The sequence below is a fragment of the Metaclostridioides mangenotii genome (assembly GCF_017873185.1).
Taxonomy (GTDB): domain Bacteria; phylum Bacillota; class Clostridia; order Peptostreptococcales; family Peptostreptococcaceae; genus Metaclostridioides; species Metaclostridioides mangenotii.
The window spans coordinates 59,272-80,365 of record NZ_JAGGJX010000009.1; the positions used below are offsets into that span (position 1 = coordinate 59,272).

Below are 21,094 nucleotides of genomic sequence, written 5' to 3' on the forward strand. Positions count from 1 at the left end.
ATTTATAATAAAAAAGATTACTGATATACAGTAATCTCTATTTTTTAGGGATTTTAACAATGACTTCCATATAGTCTCCCTTATCTATCTCATTGTATTTGGCTTCAATACCTGTATTAGTTATAGCATCAAAGGCTTGCTTTAAAGTATTTAGGTATATTCTTATACTCATAGCACCTTTTATATTCTGTTTTTTATCTTGCTCTGAGTTATCGTTCAAACCTTCTAAAATGTCCTTAATCAGTTTTTCTGTCTTCTTAACTGTTAATTCATTTTTTATTACTTTATCTAAAACTTGTAACATCAGTTCTTCGTTAGGTAACTTGAGAAACGCTCTTGCATGTCTCTCTGTTAGACTATTCTCTATTAAACTAGTTTTTATTACATTAGGTAATTTTAGTATTCTAAGCTTGTTGGCTATAGTGGACTGATTCTTTCCTAACTTTTCAGCTAACTGTTGTTGAGTAAAGTGGTGCTCTCTTATTAAATTATCATAACCTATAGATTCCTCAATAAAGTTTAGATCTTCCCTCTGCAAATTTTCTAATAAAGCTAAAACTGCAGATGATTCATCATCCATATTATTAACAATCGCCGGAACAGTTTCTAAACCCGCAAGTTTTGCAGCTCTAAATCTTCTTTCACCTGCAATCAATTCATATTTATCATCTTTAGCTCGAACTGTTATTGGTTGAAGTATTCCATAAGATTTTATAGAATTACTTAATTCTTCCAATGAAACTTGTGAAAAAACCTTTCTCGGTTGATATGGATTTGGAACTAACTTATCTACAGCTATCTCTATAACTCTTTTTTCTTCCATAACATACCTCTCTTATTTAGATATAAATATATTTCCGTATATAAAGTTAATTTCTTCATCAACTTTGATAAAACCTCTATTTTTATCTATTAAAAATAAATTAAAATATTTCCTGGGAAATGTCAGAGTGTTTTGTTCATTATATTCTATAATATAGGATTTTTTGATGGTTTTCCAGCTTTTCTTGGGTATTTAGATGGAGTCTTCATCTTTTTAACAAAAACTAATATATTATGACTCAAATCTATATCTGGTAAGACTATATCAATCTTTTCTACGAATTCTACTCCTAAAAGTCTCATAGCATTTTTTGAATCCTCAAGTTCAAGGTCTGCATTTGGACCTTTTAAACATATAAAATAACCACCGACCTTTACAAAAGGTATGCAAAGCTCTAATAAAGCAGGAAGCCCAGCAACTGCTCTTGCTGTTGCAACATCGTATTTTTCTCTATAATCTGCATCTTTCCCAAAGTCCTCTGCTCTTCCATGTATATAATTTATATTATTTAAATCTAATTCTTCTCCAACTGTCTGAAGAAAGTTTATTCTTTTGTTCAATGAGTCAAGAAGTGTCAACTTTATATCTTTTAAGCATACTCTTAAAGGTATTCCCGGAAATCCAGCACCTGTTCCAACATCTATAATGGATATACCGTCTTTTATATACCCATTTTTAACTGAAGAAATAGAATCCAAGAAGTGCTTTATGAACACTTCTTTTTCTTCCTCTATTCCAGTTAAATTCATCTTCTGATTCCATTCTACAAGAATTTCTCTGTAGTTACTAAACTTATCTAACATGCTTTCGTCAACATCTATTCCGAATCCTTCAATCCCAGATTTCAATAAATCCCTATTGTTCATTATTTCCTCCTCTAGTCTTTTTCATCTGCTCTAAATATATAAGAAGTACTGATATATCTGCAGGTGAAACTCCTGATATACGTGATGCTTGTCCTATCGATATAGGTTTTATCTCATCCAGTTTTTGTCTGGCTTCTATCTTTAGCCCATCAATAGACGAATAATTTAAATTCTCATCTAGTTTTTTATTTTCTAGTTTCTTAAACTGATCTATTTGCTTTAATTGTTTATCTATATAACCTTCATACTTAGTCATAACTTCACATTGATTTTTGACCTCATTTGAAACTTTATACTCCGGACCTTTACCTATCATTTCAATAAGAGCATAAGTTACTTCTGGTCTTTTTAAAAATTCGTATAGAGATATTCCAACTTTTATAGGTGAGGCATTTAATTTTTCCAATTGATCATTTACATCTTTTGGAGTAACTCTTTCTGATTTTAGTCTATCAAATTCTTGTTGTACTTGATCTTTTTTATTTAAAAATCTTTTGTATCTCTCTTCTGTAACTAGACCAATTTCATATCCTTTTTCTGTAAGCCTCATATCTGCATTATCTTGTCTTAAATATAATCTGTACTCAGCTCTAGAAGTCATAATTCTATAAGGCTCGTTAGTTCCTTTTGTAACTAAATCATCCAAAAGAACGCCTATATATGCCTCAGATCTATCTAGTATAAAAGGCTCTTTACCTTCTATTTTTCTAACCGCGTTAATTCCAGCCATCAGACCTTGAGATGCAGCTTCTTCATATCCAGAAGTACCGTTAAATTGTCCAGCACTAAATAGATTTTCTACACCTTTTATCTCTAGGTTTATTTTAAGTTGTGTAGGGTCTACACAATCGTACTCTATAGCGTATGCAGGTCTCATTATCTTGCAATTTTCAAACCCTTTTATAGTTCTATACATCTCAACTTGTATTTCATAAGGTAAACTAGTAGATATACCTTGAACGTACATCTCCTTAGTATCAGACCCCTCTGGCTCTATAAATAACTGATGAGATGTTTTATCACTAAATCTAACTACTTTGTCCTCTATAGACGGACAATATCTCGCTCCTGTACTATCTATTTCACCACTGTACATAGCCGATCTATTTAAATTATTCATTATAACTTCTTTTGTGTTTTCCGTAGTTCTAGTTAAATAACAAGGTTCTTGATTTATTTGTAAGTTATCGCTCATAAAAGAAAATGGCGTTATCTTCTCATCTCCATCTTGTATCTCCATAACAGAGAAATCTATACTATCTCTGTGTACTCTAGCTGGAGTACCAGTTTTAAATCTTCTCATTCTAAGCCCCAAATTAACTAAGCTTTCAGTTAAATTTTTAGCGTATCCAAGGGCATTAGGACCTTCGTTAAACGAAATTTCTCCTATGTGTATTTTTGAGTTTAGATAAACTCCTGTTGCAAGTATTACTGCTTTTGCATAGTACTCACAACCTAATTTTGTAACAACCCCTTTTACAATATTGTCTTCAGCTATTATATCTACTACTTCATCCATAACTAAATCAATATTAGGTTCATTCTCAAGAGTTCTTTTCATTTCCTCATGGTACTTAAACTTATCCGCCTGTGTTCTAAGTGAATGAACAGCTGGTCCTTTAGCTGTATTCAACATTCTGCTTTGTATAAAAGTCTTATCTATATTTACACCCATCTCACCGCCGAGTGCATCTATCTCTTTTACCAATTGACCTTTACCTGTACCTCCTATTGAAGGATTGCATGCAAGTAATGCAATTGAATCTAATGACATTGTAACCATTAGAGTTTTATAACCCATTCTAGCTGTAGCTAAAGAAGCTTCACATCCTGCATGTCCTGCTCCAACTACTACAAAGTCGTATTCTCCTGCTCTATATCTTTTCATTTTACGGCTCCTTTCTTTATACTTGAGTTTCATGAAAAACAGTATATTTATTTCCCAATGCAGAAGTTGCTGAATATATTATCCAGTAAATCTTCTGTAACAGTATCTCCATTAATGTATCCAAGGTAATCCCATATATTTTTAAGATCTACCTCTATAAAATCCAGTGGCATATTTTGATAGATTGCATCTAGTGCATCCAATACAGATTTATGTGCTTTAGCCAGTGCATCTCTATGTCTAGTATTGCTTATTACTATATCGGAAGAGTTTCTTACCTCGCCTTTATAAACTAGACTTTCTATTTTATCTTCTAATTTTTCTATGCCTTCTTGTTTTAATGCACTTATCTCTATTATACTATTATTTTCTACATAATTACTTATTTTTTCTTCTTCAATTTGTTTTTTTAGATCTGCTTTATTTAATAAAACTACAGTCTTGCTCTTATCAATGTTTTCGAGTATTTCTATATCTTCATCTGTAAGTTTTTCAGAGTAATCTAGAACCATAATCACTAAATCAGCGCTCGAAAGTGATTTTCTAGATTTTTCTACACCTATTTTCTCCACTACATCTTCAGTCTCTCTTATTCCAGCTGTATCAACTATCTTAATAGGAATTCCCCTCAAGTTTACAAACTCTTCTATAACATCTCGAGTTGTACCAGGTATATCTGTTACAATCGCTCTCTTTTCACCTAAAATCAAGTTTAATAGAGAAGATTTTCCGACATTTGGCTTGCCGATTATTACTGTTTTAAGTCCCTCTCTAAATATCTTTCCACTCTCAGATGAATCAAAAAGCTTTTTGATTTCCTTTTCTAGTTCTTCTGTTTTTTCTTTAAGCGTATTGTAAGTAATAAACTCTATATCTTCTTCTGGGTAATCTATCGCTACTGTAACGTGGGCAAGTAGCTCTGTTACCTTGTCTCTTAAGCTTCTTATCTTAAGAGATAGAGCCCCTTCTAATTGCTCCTGAGCTACCTCATGAGATTTGCTAGTTTTAGCGTTTATCACATCTATTACTGCCTCAGCTTGAGATAAGTCTATTCTTCCGTTTAAGAAAGCTCTTTTTGTAAATTCCCCTGCTTCAGCAAGTCTTACATCTTTAGAAAGTATAAGCTCTAAAATTTTCTTTACAGATATAAAACCACCATGGCAGTTTATCTCTACTACATCTTCTGCTGTATAAGATTTTGGACCTTTCATATAAGCAAGCAGTACTTCATCTATAATTTTATCATTGTCGACAATATTTCCGTATATCAAAGTACTGTTGTTGTACTCGTCTATTCTCTTTCCAGAAACAGACTTAAAAATACTCTGAGCTACCTCCAGAGATTTTTCTCCACTTATTCTAAGTATTCCAATACCACCTTCACCAGGTGCTGTAGCTATTGCAACTATTGTATCATCTATAAACAAGGACATCACCTCTCAATTTATTCATTTCAATTTATTAACTATTATTATAACCCTAAATATTATATATAATAAATTTAAAAAATAAAACCCCCTATCACATAGGAGGCTATCTTTTACCCTTTACATTCGATCACTAATCTTCTATATGGATCTGTTCCTTCGCTGTAAGTTATAACATACTTATCATTTTGTAGAGCTGAATGTATAATTCTTCTCTCATAAGGATTCATATAATCCAATTTCTTTGTCTTTTTAGTTTTGGCAACTTCTCTTGCAACTTTGTTTGCATATCTGATTAAAGATTCTTTTCTCTTTTTTCTGTAGTTGCCTATGTCTATAAGAACTCTCATCTTAGAGTCTTTATTTATCTTATTTAAAGCTAGTCCAGTTAAAAGTTGAATAGAGTCTAAAGTCTCTCCTCTTCTACCAATCAAGCTAGAAGCATCTTTTCCAACGATATCAATTTTTATTAAATTTCCTTCTTGAACCACCTTAACTTCTGCATCGATATTCGAATTTTTTAGAATTCCTTCAACAAAATTCTTTGAAATCTCTGCTTCAGATTTTTTTTCTTCTCCTGATACAGCTACTTCCGTTTCTGTTTCAGCTATTATTTGCTCCGATTTTACTTGTGCTGCTTTTTCTATTAGAGTTATCTTGTAAACTCCATCTTTAGCCCCTATTAAACCTAAGAAGCCTTTACTTGGGTTTTCAATAACCTCTACTTCTATATCTTCTCGTTTTGCATTAAATTTAGCTAAAGCTTGAGATATAGCACCTTCTTTATTTTTGCTTTTTAATTCTAGGCTTTGAATCATTGATTGTATCCTCCTTAGCGTTAGCAAGTCTTCGTTTTAATGGACCAACTATCAATAAGTGTTGTGCTGCTGAGAATAGATTACTTACTGTCCAATAAAGTGTAAGTCCTGCTGGAAAAATAAATCCCCAATAAAATGAGAACCCAGTCATTACATAAGTCATAGCTTTCATAGAACCTTCTAATTGATCAGTAGGAGTTGTGATTTTTTGCATTAAAAACGCACTAACCCCAGAAAAAATAGCCATTATATAATCAGGCGTTGTTAAACTTTTTATCCATAAAAATCCTGTATCTGCTATTTTAAAGGCAGACTGCGAATCAAAAACACCAAATTTAACTGGATCTTTAAGCACCCAAAATAGTCCTATTATTATAGGCATTTGTACCAAAAGAGGTAGACATCCTGCAAGAGGGTTTATCTTAGATTCTGAGTATAACTTTTGAATTTCTTGATTTTGTTTCTCTGGTTTATTTTTGTACTTTTCTTGTATTTCCTTTATGCGAGGCTGAATTTCTTGCATCGCCTGCGTCGACTTAGTCTGCTTAACTGTAAGCGGTAATAGTATAAACTTTATAATTATCGTAAATAAAATGATCGATAATCCATAGTGATTAACAAATTCAAATATTACCCTAAGAACTTGTCCTAATATTTCTCCTATAAAATTCAAATTTAAACCTCCCAAATAATAATGTCTATTTTACTTCACAGGGTCGTATCCTCCTGGATGAAATGGATGACATTTTAAGATTCTCTTTATTGACAAATACATACCTTTTAATAATCCATACTTTTTAAATGCATCTATCGAATATTGTGAACACGTTGGATAAAATCTACACGTAGGGCCTTTAAGTGGAGAAATATATTTTTGATAAAACCTTACTATATATATACAGAACTTCGCTAAGAAAGCTCCAATACCTTTTAATAAGTAAACTATTTTATTCAAAATATTACCTCCTTATTATATACTTATAATATAAAGTACATTAATTAGACACGCCAGTTTTTTTAACCAAGTATTTCACAGATTTATCTATATCTTCAAAGCTAGCATTTGAGCTAGAAACTCTAGCTATAAATACTATATCATATCCCGGCTTGATTTTATTATCTATATTTAATCTGTAAGCTTCTTTTATTAATCTTCGAACTTTGTTTCTTGTAACGGCTTTTCCTACTTTTTTAGAAACAGATATTCCAATTCTACTTGTATCTGATCTATTCTTCAGTATATATATTACTAAATATTTGTTTGCAAAAGATTTACCGTGTTTATATACCTTTCTAAAATCAGAATCCTTTTTTATACCGTTTGTTCTACTAAAGTACATCATTTACCTCCATAAACACAAATAAATCTCGTAAAATTACACAAAAAGGCCACTATATAAGCGGCCTCCTGTAACTAATGAGTTAATCTATTTCTACCTCTAGTTCTTCTTCTCTTTAACACATTTCTTCCGTTAGATGTTTTCATTCTTTTTCTGAAACCATGCTCTTTCTTTCTTTGTCTCTTTTTAGGTTGATAAGTTCTCTTCATTATATGGCACCGCCTTTCTCATTCTGTTTTCCGTTTATTAAAAAAAATAACTTTACCGTCAGAGTAAATATAACACATACAATTATAAATACTTTTTAACTACTTGTCAACGAGTTTTTATCGGAGTTTGAAAGATTTACAAAAAAATACCTAAATAGAAAAAATTAGAGACATAATCACTTTTTACTACTATATATAAGCAAAGTAATTATAATAGTTGATAATTTTATCAACAGGCTGTTAATATTCTGGATAAATTCTTGAAGTTTGATATATATTTTGATATTATTAATATACTTGTTGATAAGTTGATAACTATATTAACTTATCCAGAATTATACACAGGTTGTGGATAAAGATGTTAATAACTTTTATTATTATCATTTAAACCTTAGTTATACTAATATTTATAACGTTAATAATTTTATCTACAAGTTGTTTATATTTATCTTAAATTTTACAATAATATTTATTTATCAACATAACTATCCATATATTTTAAGCAATTGTAATTTTATAAATATATTCGTTGTTTTTGTTAATATATTGTGGAAAAAACTAAATCGGTACGGAGGTTTATATTATGGAGGTAGTTTCTTTATGGGATAAAACTTTGCAATTAATTAAAGGTGATATAGGTACAACGAGTTATATTTCACTATTTAAAAGCATTGTTCCGCTAAAAATACAAATGAACGATCTATATCTTCTTGTTCCTAATGAGTTTAACAAAGGTATGCTAGAAGACAGATACCTTAGTATACTACAAGACACTATAAAACAAGTTTCATTGAAACAATACAATATAAAATTTGTACTTAGTGAAAAGGAAATTGATGATATTAATTCAGAAGAGAACTACACGGAGTTTAAAAAAATCTATACAAATTTAAATCCAAAGTATACTTTTGATACATTTGTCATAGGTAACAGTAATAGATTCGCTCATGCTGCATGTGTAGCTGTTGCAGAATCTCCAGCTAAAGCATACAACCCACTGTTTTTGTACGGTGGTGTTGGACTAGGTAAAACACACTTAATGCAGGCAATTGGTCATCATATAGCAGGCCAAAAAAAGGATTCGAAGGTAGTGTATGTATCATCTGAAAAGTTTACAAATGAACTTATTAACTCAATAAAAGATGATAAAAACGAAAATTTTAGAAATAAATACAGAAACGTAGACGTTCTATTAATAGATGATATCCAGTTTATTGCTGGTAAAGAGAGAACTCAAGAGGAGTTCTTCCATACTTTTAATACTCTACACGAAGCAAACAAACAGATAATAATTTCGAGCGATAGACCTCCAAAAGATATTCCTACACTAGAAGATAGATTGAGATCTAGATTTGAAATGGGGCTTATAACTGATATACAAGCTCCAGATTACGAAACTCGTATAGCTATACTTAGAAAAAAAGCCCAAATGGAGAGAATAGAAGTCCCAAATGAGGTAATGTCTTATATTGCGCAAAATATCAAGTCAAATATAAGGGAACTTGAAGGCGCTCTTACTAGAGTTGTAGCTTATTCATCACTTAGCAATAGGTTGATTACACAAGATTTAGCTACTGAAGCATTAAAAGATATTATATCTAATTCACAAAGTGAAGAGGTTAATATCCCTAGAATTAAAGAAAAAGTATCCTCTGTATTCAATATAAAGATGGAAGACTTCAATTCTAAGAGGAGAACTAGATCTATAGCATATCCTAGACAGATAGCTATGTACTTAACTAGAGAGCTTACAGATTTATCTCTTCCGAAAATAGGTGAAGAATTCGGCGGAAGAGATCATACCACTGTAATACACGCATGTGACAAAGTTTCCAAAGATATAGAAGCAGACGAAGATGTAAAGTATAAAATAAACAAAATAATATCGGAATTAAAGGGGTAGGGATTATACACAGTAGCATGTTTATAACCTCTTGATAAGATGTGCATATTTTTTTAGCTCAAACTTATTCACAAAATATTAACTTTTAAACAACAAAGATATTAACATGTAGTACACAGGTTAATATCTTTACGTTTATTGGGCCTTATATACTTATGCACATAATCAACAACACCTACTACTATGACTACTATCTTATTACTTTAATTTTTTATATTTATTGAAAAAGGAGGTTATCCACAATGAAGATAATCATAAACCAAAAAACTTTAGCTAATAAAATCGGAATAGCTCAAAAAGCCATTAATAGTAAAACTACTATAGAACTACTAAAAGGTATATTATTAGTTGCGAAGAATGATCAATTGAAAATAACAGGTTATGATGCAGAGATCGGAATAGAAACTTATACACAGGCAGAAGTACAAGAAGAAGGAGAAATTGTAGTTGATGCTAGATTGTTTGGGGATATCATAAGAAAGTTGCCTGATTCATTTGTAGAGCTAGAAACAGATAATGAAAATAACATTTATATAAATTGTGTAAACTCTAAATTTAAAATAAAGGGGTATCCTGCTAAAGAATTCCCAAAACTTCCAGATGTTGAGGATGGTGCTCTTTGTGATATACCACAGGAACTTCTTAAAAATATGATAAAGCAGACAGTTTTTGCTATATCTCAAGACCAAACAAAACCTATACTAATGGGAGAATTATTAGAAATACAAGATGGAAATATTAGCTTAGTTGCTATTGACGGATATAGACTTGCAGTTAGAACTTCTAATTTCGAAAATCAGTTACAAAATGTAAAAGTTATAATTCCAGGCAAAACATTGATAGATGTAAATAGCTTACTTACAAGCGAAGAGAGTATAGGACTTGGATTTAACGAAAAAAATGCAGTATTTATGATAAAAGACACTAAAATTATAACTAGACTTCTAGAAGGAGATTTCATAGACTATAAAAAACTTCTTCCAAAGGAATACAATACTAAAGTAAAATTAAATACTAGAGATTTATTGGATAGTATAGAAAGAGCATCACTTCTTTCTCAAACAGAAAAGAATAATCTTATAAAACTTTCTATAAGAGATGAAATAATGGCTATTACTTCAAACACTGAAAAAGGTAATGTATATGAAGAAGTTGCCCTTGAACTTGATGGAGATTATTTGGATATAGCTTTTAACTCTAGATATTTTATAGAAGGTTTAAAAAACATAGAAAGCGAAGAAATATTTATAGAACTTACAACAAATGTAAACCCTTGTATTATAAAACCTTCAAATGAAACTGACTATACTTATCTATTATTACCAGTAAGAGTATCGTAAGCATAAAATAACTATTGACAACAGAGATTTAGATAACTATAATAGTGTACAATATACAAAAAGCAATGAATAGGAAGAGTAGATCTAATTCGGTTTTAAGAGAGAAAGGTTCATCGGCTGAAAGACCTTTTAAATTAGAGAGATTGAAAACTACCTAGGAGCTACTTTCTGAAGTTATCTAAATAGATTTCAGTAAGAAAAGTCGTTAACTACGTTATAGTTGTTAAAGTGAATCTTCAAAATTATGGAGATTAAATTTGGTGGAACCGCGGGAAATGCACTCTCGTCCTTATTTCGATAAGGATGGGGGTTTTTTTATGCACAAATTCTTGAAAAATGTATAAATATAATTAAATGCAATAAACTTAAAATAATTTAGAAATTTAAAAATAAAATATTTATTGTATATTTTTTTATAATAAATATTCTATAAAAAATGAGATAAATCATTGAATGTTATGATATTTATAAAAAAATATGTATATATAATTTAATAATAAAAAGCGATGAATAGGAAGAGTAAATTTAATTCGACTGCCAGAGAAAAAAGTCCACCGGCTGAGAGACTTTTCAAGTTAGAGGAATTGAAAACTACCTAGGAGCTGTAATCTGAAGTTACATAGTTTTAGTAAGATTAACCGTTAGCTGCGTTAAAGTACAAAGTGGAGGCTTTTCAATATTTTGAAATACCTCAAATTGGGTGGAACCGCGAAATAGACTCGTCCCTTTATTTGGGATTAGTCTATTTTTTTGTACAAAATTTTATTGGAGAGGAGATTAAAATACATATGAGAAATTTAAAAAATATTAAATCAATATCTGTATACAAAGATATAAAGAAAGTTATAAATAATAAATTGGATTTAAGTCTGAGAATTGTAAATTTAAAAATGAAAAGCAAATGTTTCAAGTATGTATTTTTAATAATCGGATTTAGTAACAAGGTGAGAGAACTGACCAGTTGCTCTATAAATTTACAAATAATATAAAAAATAAATTTAGGAGGGCAATTATGAATAATAAAATAAAAATAGGGGTACTTGGATATGGAACAGTTGGAAGTGGATTTATAGAAATTATTGAAAAAAATAAAGATAAGAATTATATAGAAGTTTATAAAATACTTGTAAATAATAAAGAAAAACACATAAACAGGGAGCATTTCGATATTGTTACTGATGACGTAGACGAAGTTTTTAAAGGCGATATAGATATACTTGTTGAAGTAATGGGGAATTTGAATCCAACATTCGAATATATAAAAAGGGCGTTGAATAATGGAATCCATGTAGTGACAGCAAATAAAGATCTTATGGCAGAGTACGGATACGAACTTACTGAGATAGCTATAAGAAATAATGTAAGTCTGAAATTTGAAGCATCGGTTGCAGGAGGAATTCCTATTATTAAATCGATTATTGAGTCTCTAGGAGGTAACAGGATCAATAGTATCAATGCGATCTTAAACGGAACTACTAATTTTATACTATCAAAGATGTATGAAGAAAACTTGTCTTATGATGTTGCGTTAAAGCAGGCTCAGGAATTAGGTTTTGCTGAAGCTAATCCCGATTCTGATGTTTTGGGATATGATGCGGCTAGAAAACTTGCGATTCTATCTACTTTGGCTTACGACAAACAAATCTACTGGAAAGATGCGTATCTGGAAGGGATAACTGAAATAGATGAAAAGGATATAGAGTATGCAAAACAATTAGAGTGCAAAATAAAACTAATAGGGCAAAGTAAGTATGAAAACGACAAAGTAAGCGCATTTGTCAGACCAGTTTTATTAGGAAAAGATAATATTCTTGCTAGAATAGACAATGAGTTCAATATAGTTGTTGTTAATGGAGATTCTGTAGGAGAAGTATCTTTTGTAGGTAAAGGAGCGGGAAGCTTGGCCACAGGTAGTGCGGTTTATTCAGATGTAATAGATATAATTGACAATCGAATTTCAAATGTAGAGTCGTTTACTAAAGAAAAAATGAATATAAAGCAAATTGTAAGAGAAAAATGTGGAGCACTTCTGAGGTTTAAAAACTACAATAGAAAAGATATACTAAAAGTTATTGAGGATTGCCTTATAGATTACAAGGTGTTAAGTGATGATGAAGATGAACTTGTTATTTTAGTAAATGCAAATTCTGAATATGAGATAAACAACAGCCTATGTTTAATAAAAGACAAAGGATACTGTGAAAAATATAATAAATTATTAAAAATAGTTTAAAATTAAAAACTAATGTCAAAAATATAAAAATATATAGTATAATAAAAAATCGATGAAAGCTCAACTTAATCAAATATAGGCTTTTATCGATTTTTTATGATATAATATAAAATTAGATGAATATTTTTTCATATTAAATTAATAAAATAGGAGGACTTCTTATGATTGATATACCAATAGATTCAGAATTTATAAAATTAGATCAATTTCTTAAGCTTGCAGAGATAACATCGACTGGTGGACATTCTAAAATTTTAATAAAAGAAGGTTTAGTCAAGGTCAATGGTGAAATAGAACTAAGTAGAGGCCGTAAATTAAAGCCTGGAGACATAGTAGAAGTTGAAGATGAAAAATTAAGAGTACTGTAAACGGGGGAATATGAGTGAACCTTAAAAATTTACAGCTTGTTAATTTTAGAAATTATGAGAAGTTGTACGTAGAATTTAATAAAAATATAAATCTACTTATTGGTAAAAATGGTCAAGGCAAAACAAATATAGTAGAATCTATTTATATATTGTCTATTGGCAAGTCATTTAGAACGAGCAAGGATAAAGAATTAATTAAATTTAATAGTGAAAATTTATATATTGGCGGAAACTTTGATAAAGCTAGTGGTTTAAAGAAAATTGAGATTATTGTTAGTAAAAATAAAAAAGGCATAAAGATAAATAAAATTCCAATACAGAAAATACAGGAATTACTTGGAAATCTGAACGTGGTTATATTTTCTCCTGAAGACTTAAAACTTGTAAAAGACGGACCGAAAGAGAGAAGATCATTTATCGACAAAGAAATAAGTCAAATAATGCCTAAGTATTATAATTATCTATCAAATTACAATAAAATACTTTTACAGAGAAATAAACTTCTTAAAAGTCGATATGTCGATGAAAACCTATTGGATGTTTACGATACTAACCTAGCTAAGTATGGATGCTATATTTATATTTTGAGGAGAGATTTTATAAAAAAATTATCCAACATATCTAAATCATTTCATAAGGATTTAACCGATGAGAAGGAAATACTGTCTATTGAGTATAAAAATCAGATAAATTTAACAGAAGATGATAATACTGATACAGTATACAATAAACTGATTGAAAAATTATCTTCAAATAGATCTAATGATATTGAAATGAGGACAACCAAGTATGGAATCCACAGAGATGATTTAAATATTTATATAGACGATTTAGATGTTAGATTATATGGATCTCAAGGACAACAGAGAACAGCTTCAATATCACTTAAGCTGTCTGAAATCGAGCTTATTAGACAAGAAGTTGGAGAATTTCCGGTTTTAATTTTAGACGATGTTTTCAGTGAGTTAGATGAAGTTAGGCAAAGATTGCTGGTTGAAAAGCTAGATAATATTCAGATGTTTATTACAACAGCTGAAATTTCACATAAAAATATTTTCGATAAAAACAATACAACTATTTTTAATATAGACAATGGTGAAATTGTTAGCATAGAGAATGGAGGTAAGTAGATGGAGCAAGAATATGGTGCAAGTCAGATTCAGGTCCTTGAAGGATTAGAGGCCGTTAGAAAAAGACCTGGAATGTATATTGGTTCTACAGGACCAAGGGGTTTACATCACTTAGTATATGAGGTTGTAGATAATAGTATAGATGAGGCGTTGCAAGGATACTGTACAGAGATATACGTTTCAATAAACGAAGACGGAAGTGTTAGTGTAGTAGATAATGGAAGAGGTATACCGGTTGAGCTACATCCTAAAACAGGAAAGTCTACACTAGAGACAGTTCTTACTAATCTACATGCTGGAGGTAAATTCGGCGGTGGAGGATACAAAGTATCTGGAGGTCTTCACGGTGTTGGGGTTTCTGTAGTTAATGCTCTTTCTGAGTGGATGATTGCTGAAGTTAGAAGAGATGGAAAAATTTATAGACAAACCTATAAAAAGGGTATAGTTCAAGGGGCATTGGAAGTGGTTGGAGAATCTGGCCACACTGGAGTAACAATACAATTCATGCCAGATGCTACTATATTTGATGAAATTGACTTTAAATATGAGACATTAGAGTACAGACTAAGAGAATTATCATTCTTAAATAAAGGCGTAAAGATAATTTTTGAAGATAAAAGATCCGAACATGAAAAAATTAAAGAATTCCACTACACTGGAGGACTTATTGAGTACGTTAAATACTTAAATAAATCTAGAACAGGAATTCATGATGAAATAATATATTTAGATAAAAAAGCTGATGACTGTGTTATAGAGTTAGCAATGCAGTATACAGATGGTTACACAGAGAACATTTACTCATTTGCAAACAACATAAATACACATGAGGGTGGATCGCATCTTAGTGGGTTGAAATCTGCACTTACAAAGACTATAAATGATTATGCAAAGAGAAATAAATACTTAAAAGATGGTGAAGCGAGTTTATCAGGGGAGGATGTTAGAGAAGGTCTAACAGTAGTACTTTCTGTAAAACTTACTGACCCTCAATTTGAGGGACAAACTAAGACTAAACTAGGAAATACATTTATGAGAGGTTTAGTTGACAGTGTAACTATGGAAGAACTTGGATCTTTCTTTGAAGAAAATCCAACGACTGCAAGAATAGTAGTAGACAAAGCGCTTAGAGCTCAAAGAGCAAGAGAAGCGGCAAAGAAAGCTAGAGAGCTTACTAGAAGAAAGAGTGTTCTTGAAAGTACATCGCTTCCAGGTAAGTTGGCTGACTGTGCTGAAAAAGATCCTGCAAAGAGTGAGATATTTATAGTCGAAGGGGACTCAGCCGGCGGATCAGCTAAGCAAGGAAGAGATAGACATACTCAAGCTATACTTCCGCTTAGAGGTAAGATATTAAACGTTGAAAAATCTAGATTAGATAGAATACTATCTTCTGAGGAAATTAAAAATATGATAACTGCATTTGGTTGTGGTATTGCTGAAGATTTCGATTTAGAAAAGTCTAGATACCATAAAATAGTTATAATGACCGATGCCGATGTCGATGGAGCTCATATAAGAACTCTACTTCTGACATTCTTATTTAGATATATGAGACCTCTTATAGAGCATGGTTATGTTTATGCAGCTCAACCGCCTCTATACAAGATTAAAAAACAAAAACAAGAACACTATGTGTACTCAGATGAGGAATTAACTGAACTATTAGAAGAGATAGGCAGAACTGGTGTAGACATACAAAGATACAAAGGTCTTGGAGAGATGAACGCTGAGCAGTTATGGGATACAACGATGGATCCTGAAAAGAGAACTTTACTTCAAGTAGACATTGAAGATGCTGTAATAGCTGATGAAGTATTCTCCATGCTTATGGGAGACAAGGTAGCCCCTAGAAAAGAGTTTATTGAAAAGAATGCTAAATATGTAAGAAACTTAGACATATAGGAAGAAGGAGATGAGTTTACATGGAAAATACAAATAGAGTACTCCCTATTGAGATAGCGGAGGAAATGAAAAAATCATATATTGATTATTCAATGAGTGTTATAGCTGGTCGTGCCCTTCCTGATGTAAGAGATGGATTAAAGCCAGTTCATAGAAGAATCCTTTATTCTATGAGTGAGTTAAACTTAACGCCAGATAAACCACATAGAAAATCAGCCCGTATCGTCGGGGACGTACTAGGTAAGTACCATCCACACGGTGATAGTGCAGTTTACCTAGCAATGGTTAGAATGGCTCAAGATTTCTCAACTAGAGCGCTATTAGTAGATGGTCACGGTAACTTCGGTTCTGTAGATGGCGATTCTCCAGCCGCAATGCGTTACACTGAGGCTAGAATGAGTAAGCTTTCTTTAGAGCTTCTTAGAGATATAGATAAAGAGACTGTAGATTTTGTAAATAACTTTGATGAATCGTTAAAAGAACCATCTGTACTTCCTGCTAGATATCCAAACTTATTAGTTAATGGATCTAATGGTATAGCGGTTGGTATGGCAACATCTATACCACCTCATAACTTAGGTGAAGTAATAGATGCAACTATTCATTTAATAGATAACCCTGAATGCTCAGTAGATGAATTGATACCTTTTGTACAAGGTCCAGATTTCCCTACTTCAGCAATTATAATGGGGAAAGAAAATATATCTCAAGCTTATCAAACTGGTAGAGGTAAGGTTAAGGTTAGAGCAAGAGCTATTATAGAAGAAAGAGCTAATGACAGACAGCAAATAGTTGTTACTGAAATTCCTTACCAAGTAAATAAAGCTAAACTTGTTGAAAGAATTGCCGAGCTAGTTAAAGAAAAGAAACTAGAAGGTATATCTGACCTTAGAGATGAGAGTAATAGAAATGGTATGAGAATAGTTATAGAGCTTAAGAGAGATGCAAATGCAAATATAGTTTTAAACAATCTATACAAACACTCTCAGATGGAAGATACATTTAGTATAATTATGCTTGCACTTGTAAATGGAGAGCCTAAAGTACTAAACTTAAAGCAAATTCTTTATCATTACATTCAACATCAAAGAGATGTAGTTACTAGAAGAACTAAGTTTGAACTTAATAAAGCTGAAGCAAGAGCTCATATATTAGAGGGATTGAAAATAGCTCTAGACAATATAGATGAGGTAATAAAATTAATAAGATCTTCTAAGACTGGTCAAGAAGCAAAAGCTGGTTTAATGGAGAGATTTAAACTTTCAGACATTCAAGCTCAAGCTATACTAGATATGAGACTTCAAAGACTTACTGGTTTAGAGAGAGATAAAATTGACGCTGAATATGAAGAGTTATTAAAAACTATAAATAGATTAAAAGAAATTCTTGCTAATGAAAGACTTCTTTTACAAATAATTAAAGATGAAATGACTGAAATAAAAACTAAATATAGCGATGAGAGAAGAACTGAAATAGTTCATGCTGAAGGCGAAATAGATATGAGAGACCTAATAGACGATGAAGAAATCGCTATAACTCTTACACATTTCGGTTATATTAAGAGACTTCCATCAGATACTTATAGAAGCCAAAAAAGAGGTGGAAGAGGTATATCTGCTATCACAACTAGAGATGAGGATTTCGTAAGACAGCTTGTAACTACTACTACTCATAGTAGACTTTTATTCTTTACAAATAGAGGTAGAGTATTCAAACTTGATGCTTACGAGATACCAGAAGGAAAGAGACAAGCTAAAGGTACTGCTATAGTTAACTTACTTCAACTAGGACCTGGAGAGAAAATAGCTACACTTATTCCAATAGATGGCGATGATGAGAGCAAATACTTATTATTTACTACTAAAAAAGGTATCGTAAAGAAAACTAAGAAGGATGAGTTTAAAAATATAAATAAATCTGGTCTTATTGCAATAGGCTTAAGAGATGATGACGAGCTTATTGGAGTTAAAACTACAGATGGAAACCAAGATGTACTACTTGTTACTGAAAAGGCTATGTCTATTAGATTTAACGAAAATGATATAAGACATATGGGTAGAACAGCTATGGGAGTTAAAGGTATAACTCTATCTAAAGGTGATATTGTAGTTTCTATGAATGTATGTAGCGAAGGAAATGATGTACTTGTTGTGAGTCAATATGGTTTCGGTAAGAGAACCGATATAGAGGAATACAGATCACAGATAAGATCCGGTAAAGGTATTAAGACTTACAATATTACAGAAAAAACAGGTACTATAATTGGAGCTGAAATGGTTAATGAAGATGATGAGATCATGATCATAAACTCTAACGGTGTTCTTATTAGATTAAAAGTTAATGAAATTTCACTATTCGGAAGAGTTACAAGTGGAGTAAAACTAATAAAAACAAATGAAGAAGTAAATGTTGTATCTATCGCAAAAATAAATATTGATGAAGAATAGGATGAAAATCCTATTCTTTTTGTTATAATATATTTAATAAAAACTAATTAGGAGGTACATGTATGAGTAAAAACAATAAAAAAGGTGGAATTTTATTTCTAGGAGCCATCTTTGGATTTTTATTTGGTATATTCTTTGCACCAAAAAAAGGTATTGAACTTAGAAAAGACGCAAAAGTGAAGATAAAAGAAGTAAAAGAAAATCCTAAAGATGCTATTAAAGAAACTTACGATGAAGTAAAAGAAAAAATAACTAGCTTTGTCGACGATGGAGACGAGGATGAAGATATAAAGATTTCTGAAGAAGATATAGTAATAAGTAAAACTTTTAATAATGAGGGAGAGGTTAATTAATGAGTGCATGGGGATGGCAAATTGGCGCTGTATTAATCGGAGTTTCAACTGTGATAGTAGCTGTGTACATAGCCAAACTATTAAATAGCCTAAATAAATCAGTCGAAAAAGTGTATAAGATAGTTGATCACAATGAAAGAAATATAGAAGATATAATAAAAAATGTGACATCTGTAAGTGATGACATTGAAAATATAAGTAGCTTTATCAGTAAATTAGTTGGACTTATTAATATTTTTAATGTAGTAAAAAAGAAATAAGATAATAGGAGGATTTATATGTCTATAGGAATTGATTCTAGACTTGATTCTACAAAAGAGTTTTGGGAAATATCGCTAGAAGGTGAGTTAGATATTTCTAGTGCTGATAAATTAAAAGAGAACTTACACAGTTTATTGGAAAAGAGTATGTTAGATATGAAAATTAATCTGAAAGAATTAGATTACATAGACTCTACAGGTCTTGGTGTTATGATTGGAGTATTGAAAAAACTTAAACTAAATGACAAACAAATATATATATCCAATCCTAAAAGCAATGTAAAAAAGATTTTCACAATAACAGGTCTGGATAAAATATTTAAATTGGAGGGATAGAACTTGACTTGTGATACTATAAAAATGGAAATCTCTACGAATCCAGACTACGTAGGTATAATAAGATTAGCTACGTCTGGTGTGGCTAATAAAGTAGGTTTTTCAGTTGATGAAATAGAAGATATTAAAGTTGCCGTGTCAGAAGCATGTACAAATGCAATAAGACACAGTGAGGTTAATTACTTTTTAATTGAGTTTAAATTATTAAAAAATGGATTATGTATCGAAATTAAAGATCAAGGCAAGGGGTACGACATAGATTCTATTGAAGCTGTTGATTTATCCAATCCAAAAGAAGGAGGGCTTGGTATTTATATAATCAAGACACTTATGGATGAAGTTGAAATAGACTCTGGAGATGGAAAAGGTACAATTATAAAAATGACTAAGTATTTAGGAGTTGATATTTAATGAAAAATGTAGCTAATGCTACAAACTACTTAAATATGGATACGAAAGAGCTTTTTAAATTATATAAAGATAGCAGAAATAGAGAAATTAGAAATATATTGGTTGAAAAATACCTATATTTAGCTAGGCTATTGTCTAAAAAGTATGCTAACAAAGGTGTAGAATACGAAGATATATATCAAGTTGCTTCATTGGCCTTGATTTATGCTATCGATAGATATGATATAGATAAAGGTTTTGAATTCTCTAGTTTTGCGACTCCTACAATAGTTGGTGAAATAAAAAAATATTTTAGAGATAAAGTATGGGCGCTAAGAGTACCAAGAAGAATTCAAGAATTAAATAAAAAAATTAGTGAAGCAAGAATTAAGCTCGAGCAAGAAAATAAAAAATATCCTAAAGTAAAAGATATAGCTGATTATATTGGTTGCACTCAAGAAGAAGTGCTAGAAGCAATGGAAGCTTCATATGGGTATCAACCCATGTCTCTTGATTCTTCAAGTAAAGATGACTCTGATGATAAAGACATCACACTTATAGATAGAATAGGTAAAGAAGATATAGACTTTAGCAATATAGAGTATAATGACTACATTAATAAATTCATGGATACTCTAAATGAGCTTGAACTTAAAATATTTAAAGATAGATATTTTGAAGAGAAAACTCAGTCTAGTATAGCTAAAGAGCTTGAAATATCTCAAATGTCGGTTTCGAGACTTGAGAAAAAAGTAATAGATAAACTAAAAAAAGATTATAAAAAAAATTATTATTAAAAAAAGTGTTGACATGTTCTTTTGTGCGTAGTATAGTATTACTTGTAGCAAGTGACCACGAGGTCGCAGCACAAAAGAACAAACAACATTTAAACAAATAAGTGTTAAAAGAAAAAGAACATTGAAAATTAAACAGTAGGTTAATTTATAAGAAAACAAGAAACAAACTATATAAAGCCAGATATTAAAGATAACGATAGTATCTGAGCAGGTCAAATTATTATTGAGAGTTTGATCCTGGCTCAGGATGAACGCTGGCGGCGT

21 protein-coding genes and 2 other annotated features are annotated in these 21,094 nt (G+C 31.0%); of the genes, 12 read left to right on the top strand and 9 right to left on the bottom strand.

The window, feature by feature from the left end:
- Positions 1 to 37: 37 nt before the first annotated feature.
- From noc to rpmH, 9 genes are all read right to left on the bottom strand, one after another.
- Positions 38 to 823 (bottom strand): nucleoid occlusion protein, encoded by a 786-nt coding sequence (gene noc, locus J2Z43_RS14415; protein ID WP_209457779.1) that lies wholly within the window; start codon positions 821 to 823, stop codon positions 38 to 40.
- 146 nt (positions 824 to 969) lie between these two features.
- Complete coding sequence (gene rsmG, locus J2Z43_RS14420) at positions 970 to 1,689, bottom strand: 16S rRNA (guanine(527)-N(7))-methyltransferase RsmG (RefSeq protein ID WP_027700837.1); 720 nt, start codon at positions 1,687 to 1,689, stop codon at positions 970 to 972.
- Entirely contained in the window at positions 1,679 to 3,577 is a 1,899-nt protein-coding gene (gene mnmG / locus J2Z43_RS14425) for a tRNA uridine-5-carboxymethylaminomethyl(34) synthesis enzyme MnmG (protein ID WP_209457780.1), read from the bottom strand. The genes rsmG and mnmG overlap by 11 nt, the downstream gene beginning before the upstream one ends.
- Before the next feature lie 47 nt (positions 3,578 to 3,624).
- Entirely contained in the window at positions 3,625 to 5,004 is a 1,380-nt protein-coding gene (gene mnmE, locus J2Z43_RS14430; RefSeq protein WP_327786978.1) for a tRNA uridine-5-carboxymethylaminomethyl(34) synthesis GTPase MnmE, read from the bottom strand.
- A gap of 113 nt (positions 5,005 to 5,117) precedes the next feature.
- On the bottom strand, positions 5,118 to 5,822 hold the full coding sequence (gene jag, locus J2Z43_RS14435) for an RNA-binding cell elongation regulator Jag/EloR (RefSeq protein WP_209457782.1): 705 nt from the start codon (positions 5,820 to 5,822) through the stop codon (positions 5,118 to 5,120).
- Positions 5,788 to 6,495, bottom strand: coding sequence for a YidC/Oxa1 family membrane protein insertase (locus J2Z43_RS14440; protein WP_209457783.1), 708 nt, complete (start codon positions 6,493 to 6,495; stop codon positions 5,788 to 5,790). Before J2Z43_RS14440 ends, jag begins: the two co-directional genes overlap by 35 nt.
- 30 nt (positions 6,496 to 6,525) lie before the next feature.
- The gene (yidD, locus tag J2Z43_RS14445; protein ID WP_024621734.1) at positions 6,526 to 6,777 is read right to left on the bottom strand and encodes a membrane protein insertion efficiency factor YidD; all 252 of its coding nucleotides are present in this window, start codon (positions 6,775 to 6,777) and stop codon (positions 6,526 to 6,528) included.
- A gap of 40 nt (positions 6,778 to 6,817) precedes the next feature.
- On the bottom strand, positions 6,818 to 7,162 hold the full coding sequence (rnpA, locus tag J2Z43_RS14450; RefSeq protein ID WP_024621733.1) for a ribonuclease P protein component: 345 nt from the start codon (positions 7,160 to 7,162) through the stop codon (positions 6,818 to 6,820).
- Between the two features lie 74 nt (positions 7,163 to 7,236).
- Entirely contained in the window at positions 7,237 to 7,371 is a 135-nt protein-coding gene (gene rpmH / locus J2Z43_RS14455; protein ID WP_029791683.1) for a 50S ribosomal protein L34, read from the bottom strand.
- A 583-nt stretch (positions 7,372 to 7,954) separates the two neighbouring features.
- Between rpmH and dnaA the strand changes: the two genes are divergently transcribed.
- The 12 genes from dnaA (at position 7,955) to J2Z43_RS14515 (ending at position 20,830) form a co-directional block, all read left to right on the top strand.
- Complete coding sequence (gene dnaA, locus J2Z43_RS14460) at positions 7,955 to 9,274, top strand: chromosomal replication initiator protein DnaA (protein ID WP_027700831.1); 1,320 nt, start codon at positions 7,955 to 7,957, stop codon at positions 9,272 to 9,274.
- A gap of 242 nt (positions 9,275 to 9,516) precedes the next feature.
- Positions 9,517 to 10,614 (top strand): DNA polymerase III subunit beta, encoded by a 1,098-nt coding sequence (dnaN, locus tag J2Z43_RS14465; RefSeq protein WP_209457784.1) that lies wholly within the window; start codon positions 9,517 to 9,519, stop codon positions 10,612 to 10,614.
- Positions 10,615 to 10,670: 56 nt separating this feature from the next.
- Positions 10,671 to 10,908, top strand: a binding site (T-box leader).
- A gap of 203 nt (positions 10,909 to 11,111) precedes the next feature.
- Positions 11,112 to 11,344: a binding site (T-box leader), on the top strand.
- Positions 11,345 to 11,626: 282 nt separating this feature from the next.
- On the top strand, positions 11,627 to 12,847 hold the full coding sequence (locus J2Z43_RS14470; protein ID WP_209457785.1) for a homoserine dehydrogenase: 1,221 nt from the start codon (positions 11,627 to 11,629) through the stop codon (positions 12,845 to 12,847).
- A 161-nt stretch (positions 12,848 to 13,008) separates the two neighbouring features.
- A complete protein-coding gene (locus J2Z43_RS14475; protein ID WP_209457786.1) occupies positions 13,009 to 13,215 on the top strand; it encodes an RNA-binding S4 domain-containing protein in 207 nt (68 codons plus the stop codon).
- 14 nt (positions 13,216 to 13,229) lie between these two features.
- Positions 13,230 to 14,345 (top strand): DNA replication/repair protein RecF, encoded by a 1,116-nt coding sequence (recF, locus tag J2Z43_RS14480; protein WP_209457787.1) that lies wholly within the window; start codon positions 13,230 to 13,232, stop codon positions 14,343 to 14,345.
- A complete protein-coding gene (gene gyrB / locus J2Z43_RS14485; RefSeq protein ID WP_209457788.1) occupies positions 14,346 to 16,247 on the top strand; it encodes a DNA topoisomerase (ATP-hydrolyzing) subunit B in 1,902 nt (633 codons plus the stop codon).
- A 20-nt stretch (positions 16,248 to 16,267) separates the two neighbouring features.
- Positions 16,268 to 18,694: a DNA gyrase subunit A gene (gene gyrA / locus J2Z43_RS14490; RefSeq protein WP_209457789.1), complete on the top strand. Its 2,427-nt coding sequence runs from the start codon at positions 16,268 to 16,270 to the stop codon at positions 18,692 to 18,694.
- A 62-nt stretch (positions 18,695 to 18,756) separates the two neighbouring features.
- A complete protein-coding gene (locus tag J2Z43_RS14495) occupies positions 18,757 to 19,047 on the top strand; it encodes a YtxH domain-containing protein (protein WP_209457790.1) in 291 nt (96 codons plus the stop codon).
- Positions 19,047 to 19,307: a DUF948 domain-containing protein gene (locus J2Z43_RS14500; RefSeq protein WP_209457791.1), complete on the top strand. Its 261-nt coding sequence runs from the start codon at positions 19,047 to 19,049 to the stop codon at positions 19,305 to 19,307. Before J2Z43_RS14495 ends, J2Z43_RS14500 begins: the two co-directional genes overlap by 1 nt.
- Before the next feature lie 18 nt (positions 19,308 to 19,325).
- Positions 19,326 to 19,643 carry an STAS domain-containing protein gene (locus J2Z43_RS14505; RefSeq protein ID WP_209457792.1) on the top strand — a complete coding sequence of 106 codons (318 nt, stop codon included), beginning with the start codon at positions 19,326 to 19,328 and terminating at the stop codon, positions 19,641 to 19,643.
- A 24-nt stretch (positions 19,644 to 19,667) separates the two neighbouring features.
- Positions 19,668 to 20,054, top strand: a complete 387-nt coding sequence (locus tag J2Z43_RS14510) for an ATP-binding protein (protein WP_209457795.1) — start codon at positions 19,668 to 19,670, stop codon at positions 20,052 to 20,054.
- Entirely contained in the window at positions 20,054 to 20,830 is a 777-nt protein-coding gene (locus tag J2Z43_RS14515) for a SigB/SigF/SigG family RNA polymerase sigma factor (RefSeq protein WP_027700821.1), read from the top strand. The genes J2Z43_RS14510 and J2Z43_RS14515 overlap by 1 nt, the downstream gene beginning before the upstream one ends.
- Positions 20,831 to 21,094: the final 264 nt, after the last annotated feature.